This window comes from Pseudomonas sp. NMI542_15, assembly GCF_021283425.1.
Lineage (GTDB): Bacteria > Pseudomonadota > Gammaproteobacteria > Pseudomonadales > Pseudomonadaceae > Aquipseudomonas > Aquipseudomonas fortuita.
In genome coordinates this window covers 19,057-41,847 of record NZ_JAJSRO010000003.1, presented here as the reverse complement: position 1 = coordinate 41,847, position 22,791 = coordinate 19,057, and the positions used below count along the sequence as shown (strand labels likewise).

The 22,791-nt window shown below is 62.6% G+C and carries 21 protein-coding genes and 1 riboswitch; of the genes, 10 read left to right on the top strand and 11 right to left on the bottom strand.

What is annotated here, in order from left to right:
* The first annotated feature begins 192 nt into the window (after nt 1–192).
* The gene (locus LU684_RS06235; RefSeq protein WP_095116411.1) at nt 193–744 is read left to right on the top strand and encodes a cytochrome b; all 552 of its coding nucleotides are present in this window, start codon (nt 193–195) and stop codon (nt 742–744) included.
* Between the two features lie 34 nt (nt 745–778).
* Complete coding sequence (locus LU684_RS06230) at nt 779–1,357, top strand: YceI family protein (RefSeq protein ID WP_016489530.1); 579 nt, start codon at nt 779–781, stop codon at nt 1,355–1,357.
* Between the two features lie 93 nt (nt 1,358–1,450).
* Here LU684_RS06230 and LU684_RS06225 read toward each other — a convergent pair whose 3' ends face one another.
* The 5 genes from LU684_RS06225 to ahcY form a co-directional block, all read right to left on the bottom strand.
* Nucleotides 1,451–3,325: a DEAD/DEAH box helicase gene (locus tag LU684_RS06225; RefSeq protein WP_095116415.1), complete on the bottom strand. Its 1,875-nt coding sequence runs from the start codon at nt 3,323–3,325 to the stop codon at nt 1,451–1,453.
* Nucleotides 3,326–3,542: 217 nt separating this feature from the next.
* Entirely contained in the window at nt 3,543–4,331 is a 789-nt protein-coding gene (locus tag LU684_RS06220) for a substrate-binding periplasmic protein (RefSeq protein WP_016489528.1), read from the bottom strand.
* Nucleotides 4,332–4,378: 47 nt separating this feature from the next.
* On the bottom strand, nt 4,379–5,455 hold the full coding sequence (locus LU684_RS06215) for a hypothetical protein (RefSeq protein ID WP_232894266.1): 1,077 nt from the start codon (nt 5,453–5,455) through the stop codon (nt 4,379–4,381).
* Between the two features lie 92 nt (nt 5,456–5,547).
* Nucleotides 5,548–6,393 carry a methylenetetrahydrofolate reductase [NAD(P)H] gene (metF, locus tag LU684_RS06210; RefSeq protein ID WP_023046975.1) on the bottom strand — a complete coding sequence of 282 codons (846 nt, stop codon included), beginning with the start codon at nt 6,391–6,393 and terminating at the stop codon, nt 5,548–5,550.
* Between the two features lie 108 nt (nt 6,394–6,501).
* Nucleotides 6,502–7,911 carry an adenosylhomocysteinase gene (gene ahcY, locus LU684_RS06205; protein ID WP_232894265.1) on the bottom strand — a complete coding sequence of 470 codons (1,410 nt, stop codon included), beginning with the start codon at nt 7,909–7,911 and terminating at the stop codon, nt 6,502–6,504.
* Nucleotides 7,912–7,931: 20 nt separating this feature from the next.
* A riboswitch (S-adenosyl-L-homocysteine riboswitch) is annotated at nt 7,932–8,028 on the bottom strand.
* A 178-nt stretch (nt 8,029–8,206) separates the two neighbouring features.
* Between ahcY and LU684_RS06200 the strand changes: the two genes are divergently transcribed.
* Nucleotides 8,207–8,608 (top strand): acyl-CoA thioesterase, encoded by a 402-nt coding sequence (locus tag LU684_RS06200; protein WP_016489524.1) that lies wholly within the window; start codon nt 8,207–8,209, stop codon nt 8,606–8,608.
* A 116-nt stretch (nt 8,609–8,724) separates the two neighbouring features.
* On the opposite strand, the gene LU684_RS06195 is transcribed toward LU684_RS06200, so the two are convergent.
* Entirely contained in the window at nt 8,725–9,960 is a 1,236-nt protein-coding gene (locus tag LU684_RS06195) for a cation:proton antiporter (RefSeq protein WP_023046976.1), read from the bottom strand.
* Nucleotides 9,961–10,153: 193 nt separating this feature from the next.
* Between LU684_RS06195 and LU684_RS06190 the strand changes: the two genes are divergently transcribed.
* Both LU684_RS06190 and LU684_RS06185 read left to right on the top strand, forming a co-directional pair.
* The gene (locus LU684_RS06190; RefSeq protein ID WP_232894264.1) at nt 10,154–10,987 is read left to right on the top strand and encodes a DMT family transporter; all 834 of its coding nucleotides are present in this window, start codon (nt 10,154–10,156) and stop codon (nt 10,985–10,987) included.
* A 27-nt stretch (nt 10,988–11,014) separates the two neighbouring features.
* Nucleotides 11,015–11,401 carry an MAPEG family protein gene (locus LU684_RS06185; protein ID WP_016489521.1) on the top strand — a complete coding sequence of 129 codons (387 nt, stop codon included), beginning with the start codon at nt 11,015–11,017 and terminating at the stop codon, nt 11,399–11,401.
* Nucleotides 11,402–11,450: 49 nt separating this feature from the next.
* On the opposite strand, the gene mltA is transcribed toward LU684_RS06185, so the two are convergent.
* Entirely contained in the window at nt 11,451–12,602 is a 1,152-nt protein-coding gene (mltA, locus tag LU684_RS06180; RefSeq protein ID WP_016489520.1) for a murein transglycosylase A, read from the bottom strand.
* Between the two features lie 119 nt (nt 12,603–12,721).
* Between mltA and LU684_RS06175 the strand changes: the two genes are divergently transcribed.
* The gene (locus LU684_RS06175) at nt 12,722–13,168 is read left to right on the top strand and encodes a c-type cytochrome (RefSeq protein WP_016489519.1); all 447 of its coding nucleotides are present in this window, start codon (nt 12,722–12,724) and stop codon (nt 13,166–13,168) included.
* A 128-nt stretch (nt 13,169–13,296) separates the two neighbouring features.
* On the opposite strand, the gene LU684_RS06170 is transcribed toward LU684_RS06175, so the two are convergent.
* From LU684_RS06170 to LU684_RS06155, 4 genes are all read right to left on the bottom strand, one after another.
* A complete protein-coding gene (locus tag LU684_RS06170) occupies nt 13,297–13,689 on the bottom strand; it encodes a DUF1090 domain-containing protein (protein WP_023046978.1) in 393 nt (130 codons plus the stop codon).
* Nucleotides 13,690–13,821: 132 nt separating this feature from the next.
* The gene (gene ligB, locus LU684_RS06165) at nt 13,822–15,522 is read right to left on the bottom strand and encodes an NAD-dependent DNA ligase LigB (protein WP_024717353.1); all 1,701 of its coding nucleotides are present in this window, start codon (nt 15,520–15,522) and stop codon (nt 13,822–13,824) included.
* A gap of 144 nt (nt 15,523–15,666) precedes the next feature.
* A complete protein-coding gene (gene metK / locus LU684_RS06160) occupies nt 15,667–16,857 on the bottom strand; it encodes a methionine adenosyltransferase (protein WP_016489516.1) in 1,191 nt (396 codons plus the stop codon).
* 18 nt (nt 16,858–16,875) lie between these two features.
* Nucleotides 16,876–17,868: an ArsR/SmtB family transcription factor gene (locus LU684_RS06155; RefSeq protein WP_016489515.1), complete on the bottom strand. Its 993-nt coding sequence runs from the start codon at nt 17,866–17,868 to the stop codon at nt 16,876–16,878.
* A 227-nt stretch (nt 17,869–18,095) separates the two neighbouring features.
* On the opposite strand from LU684_RS06155, the gene tkt reads away from it, so the two are divergent.
* The 4 genes from tkt (at nt 18,096) to LU684_RS06135 (ending at nt 22,732) form a co-directional block, all read left to right on the top strand.
* Complete coding sequence (tkt, locus tag LU684_RS06150; protein WP_023046980.1) at nt 18,096–20,093, top strand: transketolase; 1,998 nt, start codon at nt 18,096–18,098, stop codon at nt 20,091–20,093.
* Between the two features lie 150 nt (nt 20,094–20,243).
* A complete protein-coding gene (gene epd, locus LU684_RS06145) occupies nt 20,244–21,305 on the top strand; it encodes an erythrose-4-phosphate dehydrogenase (RefSeq protein WP_023046981.1) in 1,062 nt (353 codons plus the stop codon).
* 12 nt (nt 21,306–21,317) lie between these two features.
* A complete protein-coding gene (locus tag LU684_RS06140; protein ID WP_016489512.1) occupies nt 21,318–22,481 on the top strand; it encodes a phosphoglycerate kinase in 1,164 nt (387 codons plus the stop codon).
* Nucleotides 22,481–22,732 (top strand): hypothetical protein, encoded by a 252-nt coding sequence (locus LU684_RS06135; protein WP_016489511.1) that lies wholly within the window; start codon nt 22,481–22,483, stop codon nt 22,730–22,732. Before LU684_RS06140 ends, LU684_RS06135 begins: the two co-directional genes overlap by 1 nt.
* The last annotated feature ends 59 nt before the right edge of the window (nt 22,733–22,791 follow it).

Genomic DNA, 22,791 nt, shown 5'->3' with positions numbered 1-22,791 from the left:
CGCGGAACAAGCCCGCTTCCACAGCAGCTTGCTTGTTGCCGGTGTTCTCCCCGACTATCGTTAATGTTTCCTTAATGGGAAGCTTACACAATACATATCGGATTTATCGATAATCCGAAGCAATTTTTTCCGCTTTTATTCGATACGTTACGCGTTAGTCTGTGCACAGCTTCCACGGAGAAACACGCCAACATGCAACTGCGCAATTCACCTTCTCGCTACGGCGTGGTCAGCATCATCCTGCACTGGGGCGTGGCGCTGGCAGTTTTCGGCCTGTTCGGCCTCGGCCTGTGGATGGTCGGCCTCGACTACTACAGCCCTTGGCGCAAGGCCGGCCCGGACCTGCACAAGAGCATCGGCCTGGTGCTGCTGGCGGTGATGCTGTTGCGGGTAGTCTGGCGTTTCATCAGCCCGCCACCACCGGCACCTGCCAACCACGGCGCGGCCACACGGCTAGCGGCCAAGCTGGGCCATCTGGCGCTGTACCTTGGCCTGTTTGCGGTGATGGCTGCCGGTTACCTGATTTCTACCGCTGACGGCGTCGGCATATCGGTGTTTGGCCTGTTCGAAGTACCGGCACTGGTCAGCGACCTGCCTGATCAGGCAGATGTGGCTGGCGTGATTCATCTGTGGCTTGCCTGGGGCCTGGTGATTTTTGCCGTGCTGCATGGCCTGGCAGCGCTCAAGCACCATTTCATCGACCGTGACGCGACCCTGACCCGCATGTTGGGCCGCAAAGCTTGACTCTCAACCTCAATTGCATAGGAAGGAAATAAGGATGTTGAAAAAGACTTTTGCCGCTCTGGCGCTCGGTACCGCTCTGCTTTCCGCCGGCCAGGTCATGGCTGCCGAGTACAAGATCGACAAGGAAGGCCAGCACGCGTTTGTCGACTGGAAGATCAGCCACCTGGGTTACAGCTTTATTCACGGTACCTTCAAGGATTTCGACGGCAACTTCACCTGGGATAGCGCCAAGCCTGAAGCCAGCAAGATCAGCGTCGACCTGAAAACCGCCAGCCTGTGGTCGAACCATGCCGAGCGTGACAAGCACATCGCCAGCGCCGACTTCCTCGACGTGAAGAAGTATCCTGAAGCCAAGTTCGTCTCCACCGCCGTCAAGTCGACTGGCGACAAGACTGCTGACGTGACCGGCGACCTGACCCTGCACGGCGTGACCAAGCCGGTCACCTTCAAGGCCACCTTCAACGGTGAAGGCAAGGACCCATGGGGTGGTGAGCGTGCTGGTTTCAACGCCACCACCACCCTTAACCTGAACGACTTCGGTATCAAAGGCCCAGGCCCGACTTCGCAGACCCTCGACCTGGATATCAGTGTCGAAGGTGTGAAGCAGAAGTAAGCATTGCCTTGGCAATAGAAAACGCCGCCCATTGGGCGGCGTTTTCATTTCCCGTTCAGGGCCCTGACAGGGCCGCTACAGGCTGCCTCTGGCTTAACCTTTTCGGGTCAACAGGGCGGGACGCTCACCGCGCGGGCGGCTCGGCAGATCATCCAGTTGCTCAGGCGTCGGGAAACGGTCGAGCTTGGACTCCTTGCGGATGATCACCGGCTGTTTTTCCGGCTGGCGCGTGTTGCGCACGGCCGGCTCTTGCCGGGCAGCATCGTCACGGGCCGGGCGGCCACGGCCACCGCCATCACGGCGAGCACCACCGTTGTTATTGCGCGGCGGGCGCTTCTCACCGTTTGCAGTGCGTGGCTGGCCGCCATTGCGAGCCTGACCACCGCCACCGTTGCTACGCGGGGCAGCACCTCCTTGGCTCTGGCCTGCACCAGTACCACCGCCAGGACGACGGTTACGTCCCTGGTTCTTGCCTTGGTACGGGCTGACGTAATCGGCGCGGTTACCGAAGTTGTCGACTTCGTCATCCAGGAACTCATCCGGGGCACGGTCGGCTGGCGGCTTGGGCACGCTGTTCTGGCTGGCCTGCTGCTGGCGCGGCTTGTTGTCACGCGGCTTGCGTTGCTGCGGCTTGTCGCCGGACTTTTCCTTGTCTGCAGGCTTGCCGGCCGCTGGCTGCTTGGCCTTGCCTTTATCCTTGCCTTTGTCCTTGCGGCCACCGTTGGCGTCTTTGCCACCTTCGCCGCGGGGCTGGTTGCGACCGCCACGGCCGTTGTTCTGCGGGCGTTCGCGTACTTCCGGTTTTTCGGCTTCTACCTGGCTGGCGTCGAAGCCCATCAGGTCGCCGTCCGCGATCTTCTGCCGGGTAACCCGCTCAATGCTCTTGAGCAACTTCTCTTCATCTGGCGCGACCAGCGAAATGGCCTCGCCCGAGCGACCGGCGCGGCCAGTACGGCCGATGCGGTGCACGTAATCTTCCTCAACATTCGGCAGCTCAAAGTTGACCACGTGGGGCAACTGGTCGATGTCCAGGCCGCGGGCAGCGATGTCGGTGGCGACCAGTACGCGGACGCTGTTGGCCTTGAAGTCGGCCAGGGCCTTGGTGCGGGCGTTCTGGCTCTTGTTACCGTGAATCGCGGCAGCGGTCAGGCCTTGCTTTTCCAGGTACTCGGCCAGACGGTTGGCGCCGTGCTTGGTACGGGTAAACACCAGTACCTGTTCCCAGGCACCCAGGGTGATCAGGTGTGCCAGCAGCGCACGCTTGTGGCTGGCAGGCAGGCGGTAGACACGCTGCTCGATACGTTCGACAGTGGTGTTCGGCGGCGTGACCTCGATACGCTCCGGGTTATGCAGGAGCTTGTCGGCGAGGTCGGTGATGTCCTTGGAGAAGGTGGCCGAAAACAGCAGGTTCTGGCGCTTGGATGGCAGGCGCGCCAGTACCTTCTTGACGTCGTGGATGAAGCCCATGTCGAGCATGCGGTCGGCTTCGTCGAGCACCAGGATTTCGACATGGGCCAGGTCGACCTTGCCTTGGCCGGCCAGGTCGAGCAGGCGGCCCGGGCAGGCAACCAGCACGTCAACGCCCTTGGCAATCGCCTGGACTTGCGGGTTCATGCCTACGCCGCCGAAGACGCAGGCGCTGACCAGTGGCAGGTCACGGGCATAGACCTTGAAGCTGTCGTGCACCTGGGCTGCCAGCTCCCGGGTCGGGGTCAGGACCAGCACGCGAGGCTGGCGAGGGCCGTGGCGCTGCGACTTGTCGGGGTGACCGGCGGGGAACAGGCGCTCGAGAATCGGCAGGGCGAAGCCGCCGGTTTTACCAGTACCTGTCTGAGCGGCAACCATCAGGTCGCGGCCTTGCAACACGGCGGGAATCGCCCGCTGTTGCACGGGGGTCGGCTGGGTATAGCCCGCAGCCTCGATAGCGCGGACAAGAGCCTCGGAGAGACCGAGGGAAGCAAAGGACATGGGCGATCCTGTTCTCGTGTGGGCTGGGCCCGTTGGGATGTTCTGCCTGGCGCGACGGGCATCGGTGGGATGCGATCGCGTCCGGTCCAGCTGGGCTTTCACTGCACATCCGGGAAACGGAGGGTGACGCGAAGGTGCGTCGGTGCCGATCGGGATGCCTGTTACGAGGCCGAGCGTCCGGGCGTGAGCCGGGCGGGAAGGCCCGAGTATAACAGAGCTATCGCGCTGTGCTGCTTTCCTGCTGCTCAACGGCGTTGAGAATGTTTCCGATGTCGCCTGTGTAACGGTGGCTGATGGCGGCAAAGGCCGGTTCGTGCTTGAACCTCTGCAGTTCTTCGGCAAAGGCCAGGGCCAGTGTTTCGCGCCCTGGCTTGCGCACCAAGCCCAGGTACTGGGCTTGGCGGCTGATTGCCAGCGGGAGTTCCTCGACTTGTTGTTCAAGGCCCAGACGGCGAATCAGGTAATGCCCGACCACGCGGTCGGTGATTGCCAGGTCGATACGGCCCAGCAGCAGTTTGCCGAAGTTGGCTTCCTGCGTTGGCGCGGCTTCACGCCGAAAATGGGTCGCCTGGTTGAACGCGTCGCCATAGGCGTAGCCGGGCGAGGTGCCGACGGTGAGGCCCGCCAGGTCCTTGAACCCGGCCACGGCATGGCGGCGTGCGCGGGCCTGAAACAGCACGAACTCGACCTCCGACATGGGCTCGGGGGCGTACACCAGATAGGGCCGCCGCGTCTCGCTCTGGAAGATGTCCAGAATACCGTCGGCCAAGCCTTTCTCGATCATTGCCAGGCAGCGCTTCCATGGCAGGAACTGCCATTCCACCTCAACCCCAAGGCGTTTGAATACCTCGGTGGTGACTTCGTAGTCGATACCGAGGGGCTGGCCCTCGTGCTGATAAATGTAGGGCGCCCAGTCATCGGATACCAGGCGCAGGCGCTCGCCCAGAGCCAACGGGCTCAGGCAGGCGAGCAGCAGGATCCAGAACAGGCGGGCGACGAGTGGCATGGCCGCAGATTACGCGCTCGGCCGATTCAAGGCCAGCACAGGGCTGCTCAAGCCTGGGAAGACCTCAGCAAATATGCCTCGACATCTTTGCGCCGTTCGCCCAGCGACAACCGCAGCCCCGGGTGACGCAGGCATTGACGTAGCCGCTCGGGTGCCATACGGCCATGGCGTGCATGGAGGTTTTCCAGGGCTTTGTCCCACCAGGCCGGCGCGCAGGCGCGGTCGAATTCATTGGGATAGGGGTAGCAGCCATAGAGCAATTCGCGCGCAAACTGGCGCTCGTGGCTGGGCAGGGTCAGGCTCAGTGCCTTGTAACCCAAGCGGTGCAGGGTAGGGGGGCGCGGCAGTTGGTCGTTGACCAACGCAACGTCAGCCAGCGCTTCGCCGCCCAATGGGTCGTGGCCGTGCTTGCGCAGCCAGGCTTGGATCTTGGCACGGAACTGGGCTTTGCGGCTCCAGTAGTGGTGGATGACGTCGGTACACTCGGCCACCTCCAGTTTGCGGTATGCCGCCACTGCCAGGCAGAACTCCTCGAGGGTATAGGCCTCGCGAGCCAAGGGGTAGAACTCGTCCATCATGTCGATGGAGCGGTCCAGGGTACCGGCGTCCTCGGCTGTGAGGCCAATTACCCCAGAGTTGACCAGTGGCATCTGGCAGTCGGCCAGGCCCCGGGTTTGCAGGATGGACAGTAGGTTCCGGTACAGCAGGCACTTCTGGTTTGCGCCATAGCGCGGGCCGATGGCATTGCACAGCAGCTTGCCTGGGGCCACTCGGGCGAACAGGTGCAGCGGCGATGTGCGGAAGAAGGTATCGGTGTCGATCAGCACTGCCAGCGGGTGTTGTTGTAGCACCTGGCACAGCAGCACATGCTTGCTGCGAAAATGATAACCGTGAGGAGCGTTCCATGCCTGGCGCGTGGCTTCGTCCAGCAAGTGGACAGTGACGGGCAGCTTGGCGTAGGGCTGTGGGTTGTCGGTGTACACCTGGATGCCAATGGCATCGGCTGCTGTCGTCCCCAAGTGGGCGAGGGCGCTGACAATGCTGAAGCAGGCTTCCTGATGATAGGTTGCCGGGCCAAAAGCCAGGTAGACAAGCTGTGGGCGCGATGGCTGGGGATGCTGCATGGCTGGCAAGACCTGTATACCCGAAAAAGATTAAGGCTTTAGTCTATGTCCAAAGCCTTAATCATTTCTTAAGCAGACTTTGCCAAAAAGTTTCAGCGCGGCAGCTTCAGGTTGTTCCAGATCGCCAGGCTTGGGTCGGCCTGGTTCAACGTGTAGAAGTGCAGGCCCGGTGCGCCGCCTTGCAGCAGCTGTTCGCACATGCGGGTAATCACTTCTTCGCCGAATGCCTGGATGCTGGCGGTGTCGTCGGCATAGGCTTCCAGCTGCTTGCGGATCCAGCGCGGGATTTCGGCGCCACAGGCGTCGGAGAAGCGCGCCAGCTTGCTGTAGTTGGTGATCGGCATGATGCCGGGTACCACCGGGATGTCCACGCCCAGCTTCTGTGCGCGCTCGACGAAGTAGAAGTAGCTGTCGGCGTTGAAGAAGTACTGGGTGATGGCGCTGTCGGCGCCCGCCTTGACCTTGTGCACGAAGTTGGCCAGGTCGGTTTCAAAATTACGAGCCTGCGGGTGCATTTCGGGGTAGGCGGCCACTTCCAGGTGAAAGTGGTCAGCGGTTTCCTGGCGAATGAACTCGACCAGGTCGCTGGCGTAGCGCAGTTCACCACTGGCCATGCCCATGCCGGAGGGCAGGTCGCCACGCAGGGCGACGATGCGCTTGATGCCGGCAGCCTTGTATTCCGCCAGCAAGGCGCGCAGGTCGTCCTTGGAGTCGCCCACGCACGACAGGTGCGGTGCGGCCGGTACCTTCACTTCGCTCTCCAGCTGCAGCACGGTGTTCAGCGTGCGGTCGCGGGTCGAGCCACCGGCACCGTAGGTGCAGGAGAAGAAGTCCGGGTTGTAGGTGGCCAGCTGGCGAGCGACGCCCATCAGCTTTTCGTGACCGGCGTCGGTCTTGGTCGGGAAGAACTCGAAACTGTAGCGGCGTTCTTGTGACATCACTCGTTCCTCAAGCAGCCTGCTTCAAGCGGCAGGTTGCAAGTAAAAGCCAGGGCGGTGTGGGCCGGCCTGGCTTGGGCATCGTTGCGAAGCGTTGCCTGCGACTACTTAGTAGCGGTAGGCGTGCGGCTTGAACGGGCCTTCGACGGTCACGCCGATGTAGTCGGCTTGCTGCTTGGTCAGCTTGGTGACCACGCCGCCGAAGCCGCGGACCATTTCCAGGGCCACTTCTTCGTCGAGTTTCTTCGGCAGTACTTCAACGGTCAGGCGCTCGGCTTTCTGCTCGGCCGACAGGTCGGCGTACTTCTGCTCGAACAGGAAGATTTGTGCCAGCACCTGGTTGGCGAACGAACCGTCCATGATGCGGCTTGGGTGGCCAGTGGCGTTACCCAGGTTGACCAGGCGGCCTTCTGCCAGCAGGATCAGGTAGTCGTCGTTCTGCGGGTCGAAGCTGCCAGCGCCGGTGCGGTGGATCTTGTGCACCTGCGGCTTGACCTCTTCCCAGGCCCAGTTCTTGCGCATGAAGGCGGTATCGATCTCATTGTCGAAGTGGCCGATGTTGCAGACCACGGCACGCTTCTTCAGGGCCTTGAGCATGTTGGCATCGCAGACGTTGACGTTACCGGTGGTGGTGACGATCAGGTCGATCTTGCCCAGCAGGGCCTTGTCGATGCTGGCTTCGGTGCCGTCGTTGATACCGTCGATGAACGGCGAGACCAGCTCGAAGCCGTCCATGCAGGCCTGCATGGCGCAGATCGGGTCAACTTCGGTGACCTTGACGATCATGCCTTCCTGACGCAGGGACTGGGCCGAGCCCTTGCCCACGTCACCGTAGCCGATCACCAGCGCTTGCTTGCCCGACAGCAGGTGGTCGGTACCACGCTTGATGGCGTCGTTCAGGCTGTGACGGCAGCCATACTTGTTGTCGTTCTTGCTCTTGGTGACCGAGTCGTTGACGTTGATCGCCGGGACTTTCAGCTCGCCCTTGGCCAGCATGTCCAGCAGGCGATGCACGCCAGTGGTGGTCTCTTCGGTTACACCGTGCACGCGGTCCAGCACTTGCGGGTATTTCTTGTGCAGCAGCTCGGTCAGGTCACCACCGTCGTCGAGGATCATGTTGGCGTCCCATGGCTGGCCATCCTTGAGGATGGTCTGCTCCAGGCACCACTCGTACTCTTTTTCGGTTTCACCTTTCCAGGCGAATACCGGGATACCGGCGGCGGCGATCGAAGCGGCGGCCTGGTCTTGAGTAGAGAAGATGTTGCAGGACGACCAGCGCACTTCGGCACCCAGGGCAACCAGGGTTTCGATCAGCACGGCAGTCTGGATGGTCATGTGGATGCAGCCCAGGATCTTCGCACCCTTGAGCGGTTGCTCGGCCAGGTACTTGCGACGCAGGCCCATCAGCGCAGGCATTTCCGATTCGGCAATGATGGTTTCGCGACGGCCCCAGGCGGCCAGGGAGATGTCAGCGACTTTGTAATCGGTAAAACCAGCAGGCATGTTTGCAGCGCTCATGAGAGCCTCCATTCGTAGTGTGCGAATGGGCGCCGTTGTGCGTTAAGCGCCCGCGAGAGCGAGCAACGCCCCATCCGAGCCTGACAGGCCTAGCCTGCTGCAGCGCCCCTCGGACAGGTGGCGGGCATGGCACCGCTGTGGGCAACCATGTGAAGCGGCGCAGATTATAGCCGCCCCCGGCAGCTTGCCCAAGGTTTTCCGTCGATTAATCGCGACGATAGTCGATGTTCAATGGAGCGAGGGCAGCCGCTCTGCCATCATTGCTACACGTTAGCCAAGCAGGTCAGGAGCAAAGATGAACTTTCACACCCGTAAGTGGGTTAAACCCGAAGACCTCAACCCTAATGGCACCCTGTTCGGTGGCAGCCTGTTGCGCTGGATCGACGAAGAGGCGGCCATCTACGCCATCGTCCAGTTGGGCAACCAGCGTGTAGTGACCAAGTACATTTCCGAAATCAACTTCGTCAGTGCTTCGCGTCAGGGTGACATCATCGAACTGGGCATTACTGCCACCGAATTCGGCCGCACCTCGATCACCCTCAAGTGCGAAGTGCGCAACAAGATCACCCGCAAGAGCATTCTTACCGTCGACAAGATGGTGTTCGTCAACCTCGGTGACGACGGCTTGCCGGCAGCGCACGGGCGCACCGAGATCAAGTATGTCCAGGACCAGTTCCCGGATTCGGCAGTCGAGTGATTTTCTGGGGTTGCTCCGCAGCCCATCGCGACACAAGGCCGCGCCCACAGGAAGTCGCATTCTCGCTGTGGGAGCGGCCTTGTGCCGTGAGTGGCCGCAAAGCGGCCCCGGCAATCTCAAGGCTGGGCGCTGACCTTGCGCACCACTCGCCCGATGCTCAAGCCCTGCACCAGGATCGACGACAACACCACGATGTAGGTGATCGACAGCAGCAGGTCACGCTCCTCGCCCAGTGGCAGCGACAGCGCCAGGGCCACCGACACCCCGCCACGCAGGCCACCCCAGGTCAGCACCCGCACCGTGCCTTTGGGCACCGGGCGCCAGCGGCGCAGCAGGACGATGGCCGGGGCCACGGTCAGCAGCCTCGACAGCAGCACCGCCAGCGCCAGCACGCTGCCGGCCGCCAGGTGCATCCAGTTGAACGGCAGCAGCAACAGCTCCAGGCCGATCAGTGCGAACAGCAGGGCATTGAGCATGTCATCGATCAGCTCCCAGAAACCGTCCATGTAGCGACGGGTCATGTCGTTCATCGCCAGGTTGCGTCCCAGGTTGCCGATGATCAGGCCGGCCACCACCATGGCGATCGGCGCCGAAACGTGTAGCTCGTAGCACATGGCCGAGCCACCGATGACCAGCGCCAGGGTCAGCATGACTTCCACCTGGTACTGCTCGATGCTCTTGATCATGCGGTAGGTGGCGTAGCCGATCAGGCCACCAAACACCACGCCACCGATGGCCTCGCGGGCGAACAGGATCGCCGTGTCGGTCATGCTCGGCGTTTCACCCAGCTGGATGATGCCCAGCAACACGGTGAACACCACTACCGCAGTGCCGTCGTTGAACAGCGACTCGCCGACGATGGTGGTTTTGAGCGGTTTGGAGGCGTTGGCGGTACGCAGCGCGCCCAGCACGGCAATCGGGTCGGTGGGCGAGATGAGCGCACCGAACAGCAGGCAGTAGATCAGCGGCACTTGCCAGCCAAACATCGCGAATACCCAGTGCGACAGGTAGCCGATGACCACGGTGGCGATCAGCACCCCAATCGTTGCGAGCAACCCTATCGGCCAGCGGTAACTGCGCAAATCGCTGAGGTTCACGTGCAAGGCGCCGGCAAACAGCAGGAACGCCAGCATCCAGTGCATCAACAGGTCGTTGAAATCGATCTGGTTCATCAGCCCTTCGACGCGCTCTTCCAGGCCAGGGAAGCCGATCAGGCTAAGGCCTTGCAGTATCAGGGAGAACAGCAGTGCCGTGACCATCACGCCGATGGCGGGCGGCAGGCCGATGAAACGGTAATTTACATAGGTAAGGAGGGTGGTGAGGCAGATAAACGCGGCAACTAATTCAAGCATCCCGAATCCTGTGACAGTGGCTTCCAAGTCGTTACCCGAATGGCTCGGGCAGTTCTTTGATGACCTGGCACGGGGTTCGGGACACAAGCTTTGACCGGATTCGTTCCAATCGTTCCCATGTAAGGGGGCCGCACAGCGGCCCCTGAACGCTATATATTCACAGCAATAAAAAAGCCATTAAGGATAAGAAGGCGTGTTGGCAACATCCCTGGTGCTGGTCGCCGCCCTGCTGCATGCGACCTGGAATACCCTGATCAAATTCAGCGGCGAGCGCTTGCTGGTGATCGCCAGCATGGACACGGTGGCCTTGGTGTTCGCGGTGCTGGCGGTCGCCTTCGTCGATGTGCCGCCGGCGGAAATATGGCCCTGGTTGGTTGCCTCGGCGCTGGCCGAGCAGCTGTACCGCTATCTGCTGATCAAGGCCTACCGCGTGGGCGACCTGGGGCTGGTCTATCCTCTGATGCGCGGGCTGTCGCCGCTGGTGGTGCTGGGGCTGACTCTGGCCTTTGCCGGGGAGTCGCTGAGCCAGCAGCAGATCATCGGTATCCTGTTGATCCCCTGTGGAATGGCCTGCCTGTTGTGGCAGGGCGGCGGCGGTGACCGGCTGCCCTGGTCGATGTTGCCGGTGGTTGCGTTGATTGGCCTGTGCATTGGTTGCTACACCTGGTTCGACGGCCAGGCCGTGCGACTGTGGGGCAAACCGTGGGATTACCTGGTGTGGCTGACCCTGCTCAGTGCTTGGCAATTTCCATTGTTGGCTGGCATAGCGCGGCGGGCGCCGTTTGTACTGTTCTGGCGTACACAATGGCGGCTCGGGCTGGCGGTAGGGTTCTGCGTATTGTTCAGCTATGCCCTGGTGTTGTGGGCCATGCACCTGGGGTCGGTGGCCGAGGCGGCTGCGTTGCGGGAGTTGAGCGTGATCCTGGTGGTGTTGCTGGGTATGCGTTACCTCAAAGAACCTTTTGGCGGGCCAAGACTCCTAGCTTGCGGGCTGGTCCTTGCAGGCATGCTGGTGATGAAGCTCTAACCTATTTTCGAACAAGGAGTCCTGAGCATGACCGTTGCCCTGTGGTGCATCCTGATCGCGCTGATGCTGAACCCGCTGTGTGCCTTGATCGCCAAAGTGGCCAGCGGCCGGTTTGGCCTCAAGGACAATCACGACCCGCGCGCTTTCCTTGATACCTTGTCGGGCTTGCCGCGGCGGGCCCATGCAGCGCAGCAGAATGGCTACGAGGCGTTCCCGGCGTTTGCTGCTGCGGTACTGGTGGCGGATATCGTCGGCAATGCCGAGCAGGTGACGCAGGATGTGCTGGGGGTGATGTACATCACCAGCCGCTTGCTTTACATCATCTGCTACCTGGCCGATTGGGCGGCCTTGCGCTCGCTGGTGTGGTTTGCCGGGTTGGCAATTATCGTGTCGTTCTTCGTGGTTTCCATCTGAAACCGCGTTGCCTGCTTCGCGGGCGAGCCCGCGAAGAATCCACCGCCGATCAAGGTACCTTAGGTACCTCAGGTAGTGGCTGGCCTTTAGGCCAGAGCATCCAGATCTGCCCCTGCTGCTTCATGTTCCCCGCCAGCTCGCCGGCTTCCGGCCCGGTGCCCCAGAACAGGTCGGCGCGCACTTCACCCGCAATCGCCCCTCCCGTGTCCTGCGCACCCACCGGGCGCACCACTGGCGAGCCGTCCGGGCGCGTGGTGGAAAGCCACAACAGGCTGCCCAGCGGAATCACCTTGCGGTCGATGGCCACGCTGTAGCCCGCTGTCAGCGGTACGTTCAACGAACCGCGCGGGCCTTCGTTACTGTCCGGGCGGGTGCTGAAGAACACATAGCTGGGGTTGCTGGCCAGCAGTTCCGGTACTCGCTGCGGATTGGCCTGGGCCCAGGCATGAATGGCACCCATGCTCACGTCTTCTTTTTTCAACTGACCCTGCTCCACCAGCCAGCGGCCGATCGGCCGGTAGGGGTGGCCGTTCTGATCGGCGTAGCCCAGGCGCAGCTGACGGCCGTCTTCCAGTTGTACCCGCCCAGAACCCTGGATCTGCAGGAATTGCAGGTCCATCGGGTCGGTCAGCCAGGCCAGCACCGGTGCCTTGACGCCGTTACGGTTGATCACTTCGGCAGTGTCGTATGGCTTGAGCACCCGGCCATCAAGCCGGCCGCGCAGGCGTTTACCCTTGAGTTCGGGGTACACGCTGGCAAGGTCGACCACGATCATGTCATCAGGAATGCCGTAGACCGCCACATGGTTGGTCGCTGACTGGCTCAGGCTGCCGGGGTAGACCGGCTCGTAGTAGCCGGTAATCAGGCCGTTGGCCTTGTTCTCGGCGGAGCGCAGGCCGTATACCTGCAGGTTCTGTTCAAGGAATGTACGTACCTGGGCGGCGCTCGCCGTGGCGTTGCCGGCCGCTTCGCAGGTGGCGGCCCACACTGGGTCGCGCTTGAGTTTCTCACAGCCGTTGCGCCAGGCGTAGAAACCGGCCAGCAGGTCTTCGTCGCTGACTGCGGGCAGGTCTTTGAATGTGGCCGGAGCATAAGTGGCGATGGCGTGGGGCTCGGGCTTGGCGGTCTCGCCGCCGTTGCAGCCGGCCAGCAACGCCAGCACCGGAAGTGTCCAGGCCAGGTGGCGCAAGGCAGATGTCATGTGTGCATTCCTGTCATGGGCGAACATGAAGATTCGCCCCTGTTTTTTATGTGGCTATTGGTGTTTGGCCCTTGGACGGCGATACTGGCCGCCCATTTGCGTAGGCCGAAGTGAGCGTGATGTTGAAGCGATTGACCGTTGTTCTGCTGGCAGCCCTGGCCCTGAGCGGTTGCGACCGGGTTGACCCGAACTCGCCGCTGGGCAAGCGCAAGGTAATCTTCAAGGACATGCTCAAGACCAGCGAAGACCTGGGCGGTATGCTGCGTGGCCGGCTGCCGTTCGACGGGCTGAAGTTTGCCGATGGCGCGCTGAAGCTGGACAGCCTTTCGCACCAGCCCTGGCAGCACTTCCCCGAGGTACGCGATGGCGGTGATAGCGCCGCGCGCGCAGCGGTATGGGAGCGCCAGGCGCGCTTTCATGAACTGGCCCGGCAGCTGGAAAGCGTTACGGGCGAGCTGGTCGATGTCAGCCGCAGCCAGCCGCTGGACGCTGCACAGCTGAAAGCGCCGATGGACAAGGTCGAAGCGGCGTGCAAGGCGTGCCATACCGAGTTTCGTAATCATTGATGGCCTGCTGTGGCCTCATCGCCGGCAAGCCAGCCCCCACAGGTACTGCGCAGTAATTGAGGGCAGTGTGATACCTGTGGGAGCTGGCTTGCCGGCGATGAGGCCAGTAAGGGCAACGCAAATCGCTGTCAGTGATCCAGATCGTCTACCGCTTTCTGCAATTCTTTACGCGATTCGGCAAGCTTGTCCTTGCGCTTGTTGATCTTCTCCGCGTCGCCTTTTTTCTCGGCTTTCTTCAGGTCTTTTTCCCGCTGCACCACTTCGTGACGTGCATCCAGCACCTTCTGCTCACGCTCTTTGCGCAGGCTCGCGTCGGTGCAGTTGTCCACGCCACGCAGTGCTTCCTCCAGCCCTGCGACCTGGTCGCTGTTGCCGTGGTCGCGGGCGATTTTCAACTGGTTCTCGATGGCGCTGCGCTTGGCGGCGCAACCGGTCAGGCCTGGGTCCGGCTGGGCCGCTTGTACAGCTCCCGCAGCCAAACCCAGTGATGCGAGCAGGAAAAGAGTCGAAATGCGTTTCATGAAAAGCCTCCTGAACGGGGCGGGGCAGCAAAAGTTGGTGGAAATCCTGCCTTGGTTTTGCCCATTTAGGAACCCTTGGTGAGGTTTTCGGCTTGAATCTCGGGTTTTTCCTACGAGCTAAATGGTAAAAAATCATTGCTCAATGCGCTGGGGGCTAGCGGGGAACCCCTCTATGCCGGTTTTCGCCAACCGTGCAGCAATGGCCTGCACCTCAGGGGCCGCGAAGAAATCCACAAGTTGGCGCGAGCGTTTTGCGCCAATGCCGGGCACGGTTTGCCATTGCCCGGCACTGCGTGAAGCCAGCTCTGCCCAGTCGCCCGTCAGTTGCAGATGCTTGCTGACGGGCGCGCCAATGCCCCGCAGCCACAGATCGAATGGCCGTGAGCGTGCTTGGTCGAAACTGCCCAGCAGCTGTGCGGCCGTCAGGCTACTTATGCCGGGTACCTGCTGCAGGCGCTCGGCATCAAGATGCAGCCAATCGGTCATTGATGTTACCAAGCCCGCTTCGACCAGCCGGCGCCACGTGCCGGGCCCGGTACGCGGCAAGGCCAGGCCTTGTTTTCCGCCAAGCCAGGTAAGCCGGGCGATGAATTGCTCTTCACAGCCTTCGCTGGCCTGCCAGCAGCTGTGGGCATGATGCTGGTCGGGTGCAGGCGCGGCCAGTGGCTGGCGCTCGACAGCGCGGTGCACGACGTGGTCCAGGCGTGGAATGGTCAGCCCGGCAAGACTGATGGCCACCTGGTCGCCGGGGCGGATGTCCAAGGCTTGCCAGCGCGCCAGCGAGCCAAGGCTTACCTGGGAAATGCGCCGGTCATCGAGGGTTACCGGCTGTACCTGCACAATGGGCGTGACCCTGCCGGTGCGGCCAACCCGAAAGCGCACGTCGCGCACTTCGGCCAAGGCTTGTACATAGGGGTATTTCCAGGCCGCGATCCAGTACGGTGCCTTGGCCTGCCAGCGCTTGGCGGGCGGCCGGCGGCCCTGGCGCAGGATCACGCCGTCGGTGGCGAAGGGCAGGGGGGAGTTGTACCAGTGCCCACGCCAGTGCGTTGCATCTTCCAACGTGTCGATGGCGATGCTGTAACGCTGGCTATCCGGGAAACCCAGGTGCGCGAGCTGTGCGAGGCGTTCGGCTTGTTGGTCGGGGCCCTGCGGCCAGCCCCATACGAACAGGCCGATAGTGTCCCCTTGCTCGGCGGTCAGTTGCTTGCGTGCGAGCAGCCCGGCCACAGTGCCGCGGGCGTTGGTACTGCCTGCCTTGGCTTGTATATGTTCGTTCAGGCGCAGATACAGCTCACCTTGCAAGTGCAGGTCAATCGGCATGGGCAACTGTCGGGTGACTGCGCCCAGTTGTGGAATGTGTCGGCTCCAGTCATGGCCATGTACACCGTCACCCCGGCTGGTGAGCTGCACCAATCGACCCTGCTGGTAAGTGAGGGAAACTGCAACACCGTCGACCTTGGGCTGTACCCACACGCCGGTCTTGCCGGCCATCCATCGCGCTACGGCCTGGCGGTCTGCCAGCTTGTCGACGCCGGTATGCGGCACGGGGTGGGTGACCGGGCCACGAGCGCTGGCCAAAGGGGAGGGGCTGCTGCCAACCGCGAAGCACTGCTGCAGGTGATTCAGGCGCTCGCGGCTTTGGTCGTACAGTTCATCGGCGACCAGGGCAACACCCTGGCGATGGTAGTGCTCGTCCCATCGGGTGAGCGTGGCGCGCAGCTGCGCAACTTCGGCCTCGGCCTGTTGCGGGTTCCAGTCAGGGCATGAGGTAGCCCTGGCCAATGGGGCGTTCAGCGTAAATAGCAGGGTGAACAACAGCAGATACGGCATGGCCAGCATCCTTGCATGGCGGGTGGGCCCTCCAGCCTAGGCAGGTTCGCGGGCGCTTGCCCCCGCGCGATTGTCAGCCGATATGTCACAAAAAAGCCCCTGCCGATTGCTCGGCAGGGGCTTTCGCCTGGTGCTGTAGGAAGCTTACAGGCCGGCAGCGTCACGCAACGACTGGGCGCGGTCGGTGCGCTCCCAGGTGAAGGTGGTGAAGGTGTCGTCGCCGACAGTCTTCTGCTGCGGCTCGCGGCCGAAGTGGCCGTAGGCAGCGGTTTCCTGGTACATCGGGTGCAGCAGGTCGAGCATGGTGGTGATGGCGTACGGACGCAGGTCGAAGCACTCGCGCACCAGCTGGATGATCTTGTCGTCGGAGACCTTGCCGGTACCGAAGGTGTTGATCGAGATGGAGGTCGGCTGGGCCACGCCAATGGCGTACGACACCTGGATCTCGCAACGCTCGGCCAGGCCGGCGGCAACGATGTTCTTGGCTACGTAGCGGCCGGCATAGGCGGCGGAACGGTCGACCTTGGACGGGTCCTTGCCGGAGAACGCACCACCACCATGGCGGGCCATGCCGCCGTAGGAGTCGACGATGATCTTGCGGCCGGTCAGGCCACAGTCACCCACCGGGCCACCGATGATGAAGTTGCCGGTCGGGTTGATGTGGTACTGGGTGCCCTTGTGCAGCAGCTCGGCAGGCAGGGTGTGCTTGACGATCAGCTCCATCACGGCTTCTTGCAGGTCTTTCTGCGAGACTTCAGGGTTGTGCTGGGTCGACAGCACCACGGCGTCGATACCGACCACCTTGCCGTTTTCGTAGCGGCAGGTGACCTGCGACTTCGCATCCGGGCGCAGCCACGGCAGCAGGCCGGACTTGCGCGCTTCGGCCTGGCGCTCAACCAGACGGTGCGAGAAGCAGATCGGTGCCGGCATCAGTACTTCGGTTTCGTTGCTGGCATAACCGAACATCAGGCCCTGGTCACCGGCGCCCTGGTCTTCAGGTTTGGAGCGGTCCACGCCCTGGGCGATGTCCACAGACTGCTTGCCGATGATGTTCATCACGGCGCAGGTGGCGCCGTCGAAGCCGACGTCGGAGCTGTTGTAGCCGATGTCGATGATGACCTTGCGCACCAGGTCTTCCAGGTCGACCCAGGCCGAGGTGGTGACTTCGCCGGCAATGATGGCGACACCGGTCTTGACCAGGGTTTCGCACGCTACGCGGGCATATTTGTCCTGGGCGATGATGGCATCAAGGACGGCGTCCGAAATCTGGTCGGCGATCTTGTCCGGATGCCCTTCGGACACGGACTCGGAGGTGAAAAGGGAGTATTCGCTCATCTCGAAGGTTCCTGAAATTTACCGATGGTGTATGTCGCCAGCCGTCCGCTGGAAATGGCGGACCTGGATCTGGAAACCGTTACGCAAGCCCACGTACAGGCTGTCCCCATGGGCCAGCCCGGCAGCGTTGGCCCAGCGGGCCAGGTCGTCCTGTTCAAAGCCAAGCCAAAGGTCGCCGCAGGCGTCCCGCGCCCACCCTTGGTCATGGCTGCACAACTCGGTGACCAGCAGGCTGCCGCCTGCCTTCACCCGCTTGGCCAGCTGGCGCAAGGCCAGGGCCGGATCGCTGAAATGGTGCAGCACCATGTTCAGCACAACGCAGTCGGCGGCCACATCCGTTGCACCCAGTGCATCGGCCAACTGCAGGTTCACGTTGTCGAGCCCCTCGCGCTGGCAGACCTGGCGCGCCAGTTCGAGCATGGTCGGGCTGTTGTCCAGCGCGGTGACCCGGGCGAAGCGCCGGGCCAGGTCGGGGAGGAAGCCACCGTCCCCGGGGCCGACCTCCAGGGCACTGGCGGCCGGGTCGAAATGCAGTTTGTCGAGCAGCGCCAGCAGGCTTTCGCGGTACTGCGGCAGCCCGGCGATCAGGTCTTGCTGTGCGCGAAACTTCTCTTCCACGCGCAGGAAGAAATCCTGGCTGGTAACCGCGCGGCGTTGTTGCACCTGGGCTATTCGCGCCTGCACGGCCGGCGGCAGGGCCAGCTCGTCGACTTCTTCGAGCAGCGCCGCATGCAGCCGACCGCCCAGGCGCAGGCTGTCGGGCAGTGCGCGGCGATAGAAGATGGCGTTGCCTTCGCGGCGCGTTGCCACCAGCTCGGCCTGGGCCAGCACCTTCAGGTGGTGGCTCATGCCCGACTGGCCGATGTCGAAGATCTGCGCCAGCTCCAGCACGCCGAACGAGTCGTTGGCCAGGGCGCGCAATACATTCAGTCGCAGCGCGTCCCCACTGGCTTTGCACAAGGCGGCCAATGTTTCGTGTTGCTCGGGGTTCGATTGCGCACGCAGGTTCATGGGGCGGCAGTCTAGACAGGCATCGATGCCCTAGCAAGGCCAATATCAAAAAGTTTTGATATTGGGTGATGGGCGGGGCGGTTAACCCGGTTTTGCCCCGAATTGAATGCCAATCACAGGAAAATCCCCCGACTGCGACCATACGTCATTGCCCCAAGCCCCCCCAGTGGGCGAAAATGGCCGCCTTTTTCGTAACACTACCTATTCAAGCCCCCAGGAGATCAGCGATGCCCAGCCGTCGTGAACGTGCCAACGCCATTCGTGCCCTCAGCATGGATGCCGTGCAAAAGGCCAACAGCGGCCATCCAGGTGCCCCCATGGGCATGGCGGATATCGCCGAAGTGCTTTGGCGCGACTATCTGAAGCACAACCCGAGCAACCCGAGTTTCGCCGACCGTGACCGCTTTGTGCTGTCCAACGGCCACGGCTCGATGCTGATCTACTCGCTGCTGCACCTGACCGGCTACGACGTCACCCTCGATGACCTCAAGTCGTTCCGCCAGCTGCACAGCCGTACCCCGGGCCACCCGGAGTTCGGCTACACCCCGGGTGTCGAGACCACCACCGGCCCGCTGGGCCAGGGCCTGGCCAACGCCGTGGGCTTTGCCCTGGCCGAGAAAGTACTGGGCGCCCAGTTCAACCGTGAAGGCCACAACGTCGTCGACCACCACACCTATGTGTTCCTGGGCGATGGCTGCATGATGGAAGGTATTTCCCACGAAGTCGCCTCGCTGGCCGGCACCCTGGGCCTGAACAAGCTGGTCGCCTTCTACGACGACAACGGCATTTCCATCGACGGTGAAGTGGAAGGCTGGTTCACTGACGACACGCCGAAGCGTTTCGAGTCCTACAACTGGCTGGTGATCCGCAACGTCAACGGCCACGACGCCGACGAGATCCGTACCGCCATCGAGACCGCCCGCAAGAGCGACCGTCCGACCCTGATCTGCTGCAAGACCATCATCGGTTTCGGTTCGCCGAACAAGCAGGGCAAGGAAGACTGCCACGGTGCTCCGCTGGGCAACGACGAAATCGCCCTGGCGCGCAAGGAACTGAACTGGAACCACGGTCCGTTCGAAGTCCCTGCCGACATCTACGCCGAGTGGGACGCCAAGCAAGCCGGTGCCAAGGCTGAAGCCGAATGGAACCAGCGTTTCGATGCCTATGCCGCTGCCTTCCCGGAGCTGGCCAGCGAACTCAAGCGCCGCCTGAGCGGTGAGCTGCCGGCCGACTTCGCAGAAAAAGCCGCTGCCTATATTGCTGAAGTCGCGGCCAAGGGCGAGACCATTGCCAGCCGCAAGGCCAGCCAGAACACCCTGAACGCCTTTGGCCCGCTGCTGCCGGAATTGCTGGGCGGCTCGGCCGACCTGGCCGGCTCCAACCTGACCTTGTGGAAAGGTTGCAAGGGCGTCAGCCATGAAGATGCCAATGGCAACTACATGTACTACGGCGTGCGCGAGTTCGGCATGACCGCGATCATGAACGGCGTTGCCCTGCACGGTGGCCTGGTGCCTTACGGCGCGACCTTCCTGATGTTCATGGAATACGCCCGCAACGCCGTGCGCATGTCTGCCCTGATGAAGCAGCGCGTGATCCACGTCTACACCCACGATTCCATCGGCCTGGGCGAAGACGGCCCGACCCACCAGCCGATCGAGCAACTGGCCAGCCTGCGCAGCACGCCAAACCTGGACACCTGGCGCCCGGCCGATGCGGTGGAATCCGCCGTGTCCTGGAAGCACGCTCTGGAGCGCAAGGACGGCCCGTCGGCGCTGATCTTCTCGCGTCAGAACCTGCAGCATCAGGTGCGCAGCGATGCGCAGATCGCCGACATCGCCCGTGGCGGTTACGTGCTCAAGGATTGCGCTGGCGAGCCTGAGCTGATCCTGATCGCCACCGGTTCGGAAGTGGGCCTGGCTGTTCAGGCGTTCGACAAACTGACCGAGCAAGGCCGCAAGGTGCGTGTCGTGTCGATGCCGAGCACCAGCGTGTTCGACGCTCAGGATGCAGCCTACAAGCAGTCCGTGCTGCCGCTGGAAGTGGGTGCGCGCATCGCCATCGAAGCTGCCCACGCCGACTTCTGGTACAAGTACGTCGGCCTGGAAGGCCGTATCATTGGCATGACCACTTACGGTGAGTCGGCGCCAGCTTCGGCACTGTTCGAAGAGTTCGGCTTCACCCTGGAAAACATCCTCGGTACTGCCGAAGAGCTGCTGGAAGACTGATACAAGGAAGGCGAGGGCCGTTGGCCCTCGTTCGCGGCACAAGGCCGCTCCCACAGGGTATTGCGCATGCCGTTCTCTGTGGGAGCGGCCTTGTGTCGCGAATGGGCCGCATGGCGGCCCCGTTCAACTGCCGGAGTTCAAGAGCTACCTATGCCCCACCTGCGTCCCTACAAAGTTGCACTCAACGGTTATGGCCGCATCGGCCGCTGTGTCCTGCGCGCGCTGGTCGAGCGGGGGGCAAAGGCCGGGTTCGAGATCGTCGCGCTGAACGACCTGGCCGACCAGGCCAGCCTTGAGTACCTGACACGCTTCGACTCCACCCACGGGCGTTTCCCCGGCGAGGTGAAAGTCGACGGTGACTGTCTGCATATCAATGGCGACTGCGTGAAGGTTATGCGCAGTGCCACCCCCGAAGGCATCGACTGGGCTGCGCTGGACATCGACCTGGTGCTGGAGTGCACCGGTGCCTACAACACCCGTGCTGATGGCCAGCGCTTTCTCGACGCCGGCGCGCCGCGCGTGCTGTTCTCGCAACCGATGGCCAGTGAAGCCGACGTCGATGCCACGGTGGTCTACGGCATCAACCAGGCGTGCCTGACCGGCAGCGAGCGCCTGGTGTCCAATGCCTCGTGCACCACCAACTGCGGCGTGCCACTGCTGCGTGTGCTGGACCAGGCGTTCGGCATCGAATACGTGCAGATCACCACCATCCACTCGGCGATGAACGACCAGCCGGTGATCGACGCCTACCACCACGAAGACCTGCGCCGCACGCGTTCGGCCTTCCAGTCGGTGATCCCGGTGTCCACTGGTCTGGCCCGTGGCATCGAGCGCCTGCTCCCGGAACTTGCCGGGCGAATCCAGGCCAAAGCGGTACGTGTACCGACCGTCAACGTCTCGTGCCTGGACATCACCCTGCAGACCGCCCGGGACACCAGCGCGGCCGAGGTCAACCGGGTGTTGCGCGAGGCCGCGCTGGAAGGCCCGCTGAAAGGCTTGTTGGCCTACACCGAGTTGCCGCACGCCAGCTGTGATTTCAACCATGACCCGCATTCGGCGATTGTCGATGCCAGCCAGACCCGTGTTTCCGGCCCCCGCCTGGTGAACTTGCTGGCCTGGTTCGACAACGAATGGGGTTTTGCCAACCGTATGCTCGACGTTGCCGAACACTTTCTGCACGTCGTTCACCCAACCCGCAACAAACAGCCCTGAAGGACTGCATTCATGACCGTGTTGAAGATGACCGACCTCGACCTGCAAGGTAAGCGCGTACTGATCCGCGAAGACCTCAACGTGCCTGTGAAGGACGGTGTGGTAACCAGCGACGCGCGTATCCTGGCAGCGCTGCCGACCATCAAGCTGGCGCTGGAGAAGGGCGCGGCGGTAATGGTCTGCTCGCACCTGGGCCGCCCGACCGAAGGCGAATTCTCTGCCGAGAACAGCCTCAAGCCGGTTGCCGACTACCTGAGCAAGGCCCTGGGCCGTGATGTGCCGCTGGTGGCCGACTACCTGGACGGTGTCGCGGTACAAGCCGGTGAGCTGGTGCTGTTCGAGAACGTGCGCTTCAACAAGGGCGAGAAAAAGAACGCCGACGAGCTGGCGCAGAAGTACGCTGCCCTGTGCGATGTGTTCGTCATGGACGCTTTCGGCACCGCTCACCGCGCCGAAGGTTCGACCCACGGTGTGGCCAAGTTCGCCAAGGTTGCCGCTGCCGGTCCGCTGCTGGCGGCCGAGCTGGATGCCCTGGGCAAAGCTCTGAAAGCCCCGGCCAAGCCGATGGCGGCCATTGTTGCCGGCTCCAAGGTGTCTACCAAGCTGGACGTGCTGAACAGCCTGAGCAGTGTGTGCGACCAGCTGATCGTCGGTGGCGGTATTGCCAACACCTTCCTGGCTGCGGCCGGCCACCCGGTGGGCAAGTCGCTGTACGAGCCGGACCTGGTAGACACCGCCAAGGCCATCGCCGCCAAGGTCAGTGTACCGCTGCCAGTCGACGTGGTGGTTGCCAAGGCGTTCGCCGAGAGCGCCGAAGCTACCGTCAAGGCTATTGCCGACGTTGCTGCCGACGACATGATCCTGGATATCGGCCCGCAAACCGCGGCCAACTTCGCTGAGCTGCTGAAGTCGTCGAAGACCATCCTGTGGAACGGCCCGGTCGGCGTGTTCGAGTTCGACCAGTTCGGCAACGGCACCAAGGTGCTGGCCAAAGCCATTGCCGAGAGCGCAGCGTTTTCTATCGCCGGTGGCGGTGACACCCTGGCCGCCATCGACAAATATGGCGTTAGCGAGCAAATCTCCTACATTTCTACCGGTGGTGGTGCTTTCCTCGAGTTCGTCGAGGGCAAGGTCCTGCCAGCGGTAGCAATCCTGGAAGAGCGGGCCAAAGCCTGATGACGTCGGCGCTTGGCAAAGGGAGTGGCCTGATGGTCAAGCAATTGCCTGTGATGATGCTGGCTGGCCTGCTGAGCGCCTGCTCCGGCAGCCCGGCCTCGGATGGCGACCCGGCGCATCCGCCCAAGGGTGGTTGCTACCAGTCCGAGTGGCAGGCCGAAACGGTGCCGGTCATCAGCAAGCGCGTAGGCCCGGAAGGCCTGGAAAAGTACGACGAAGACCACCAGCGCAAGGCGCCGGGTTGCCCATGACCCCGCGTTTCGTCGGGCCAGGCAACCAAGCGGCTGCTCTGTGGTCATCTAGAGGAATT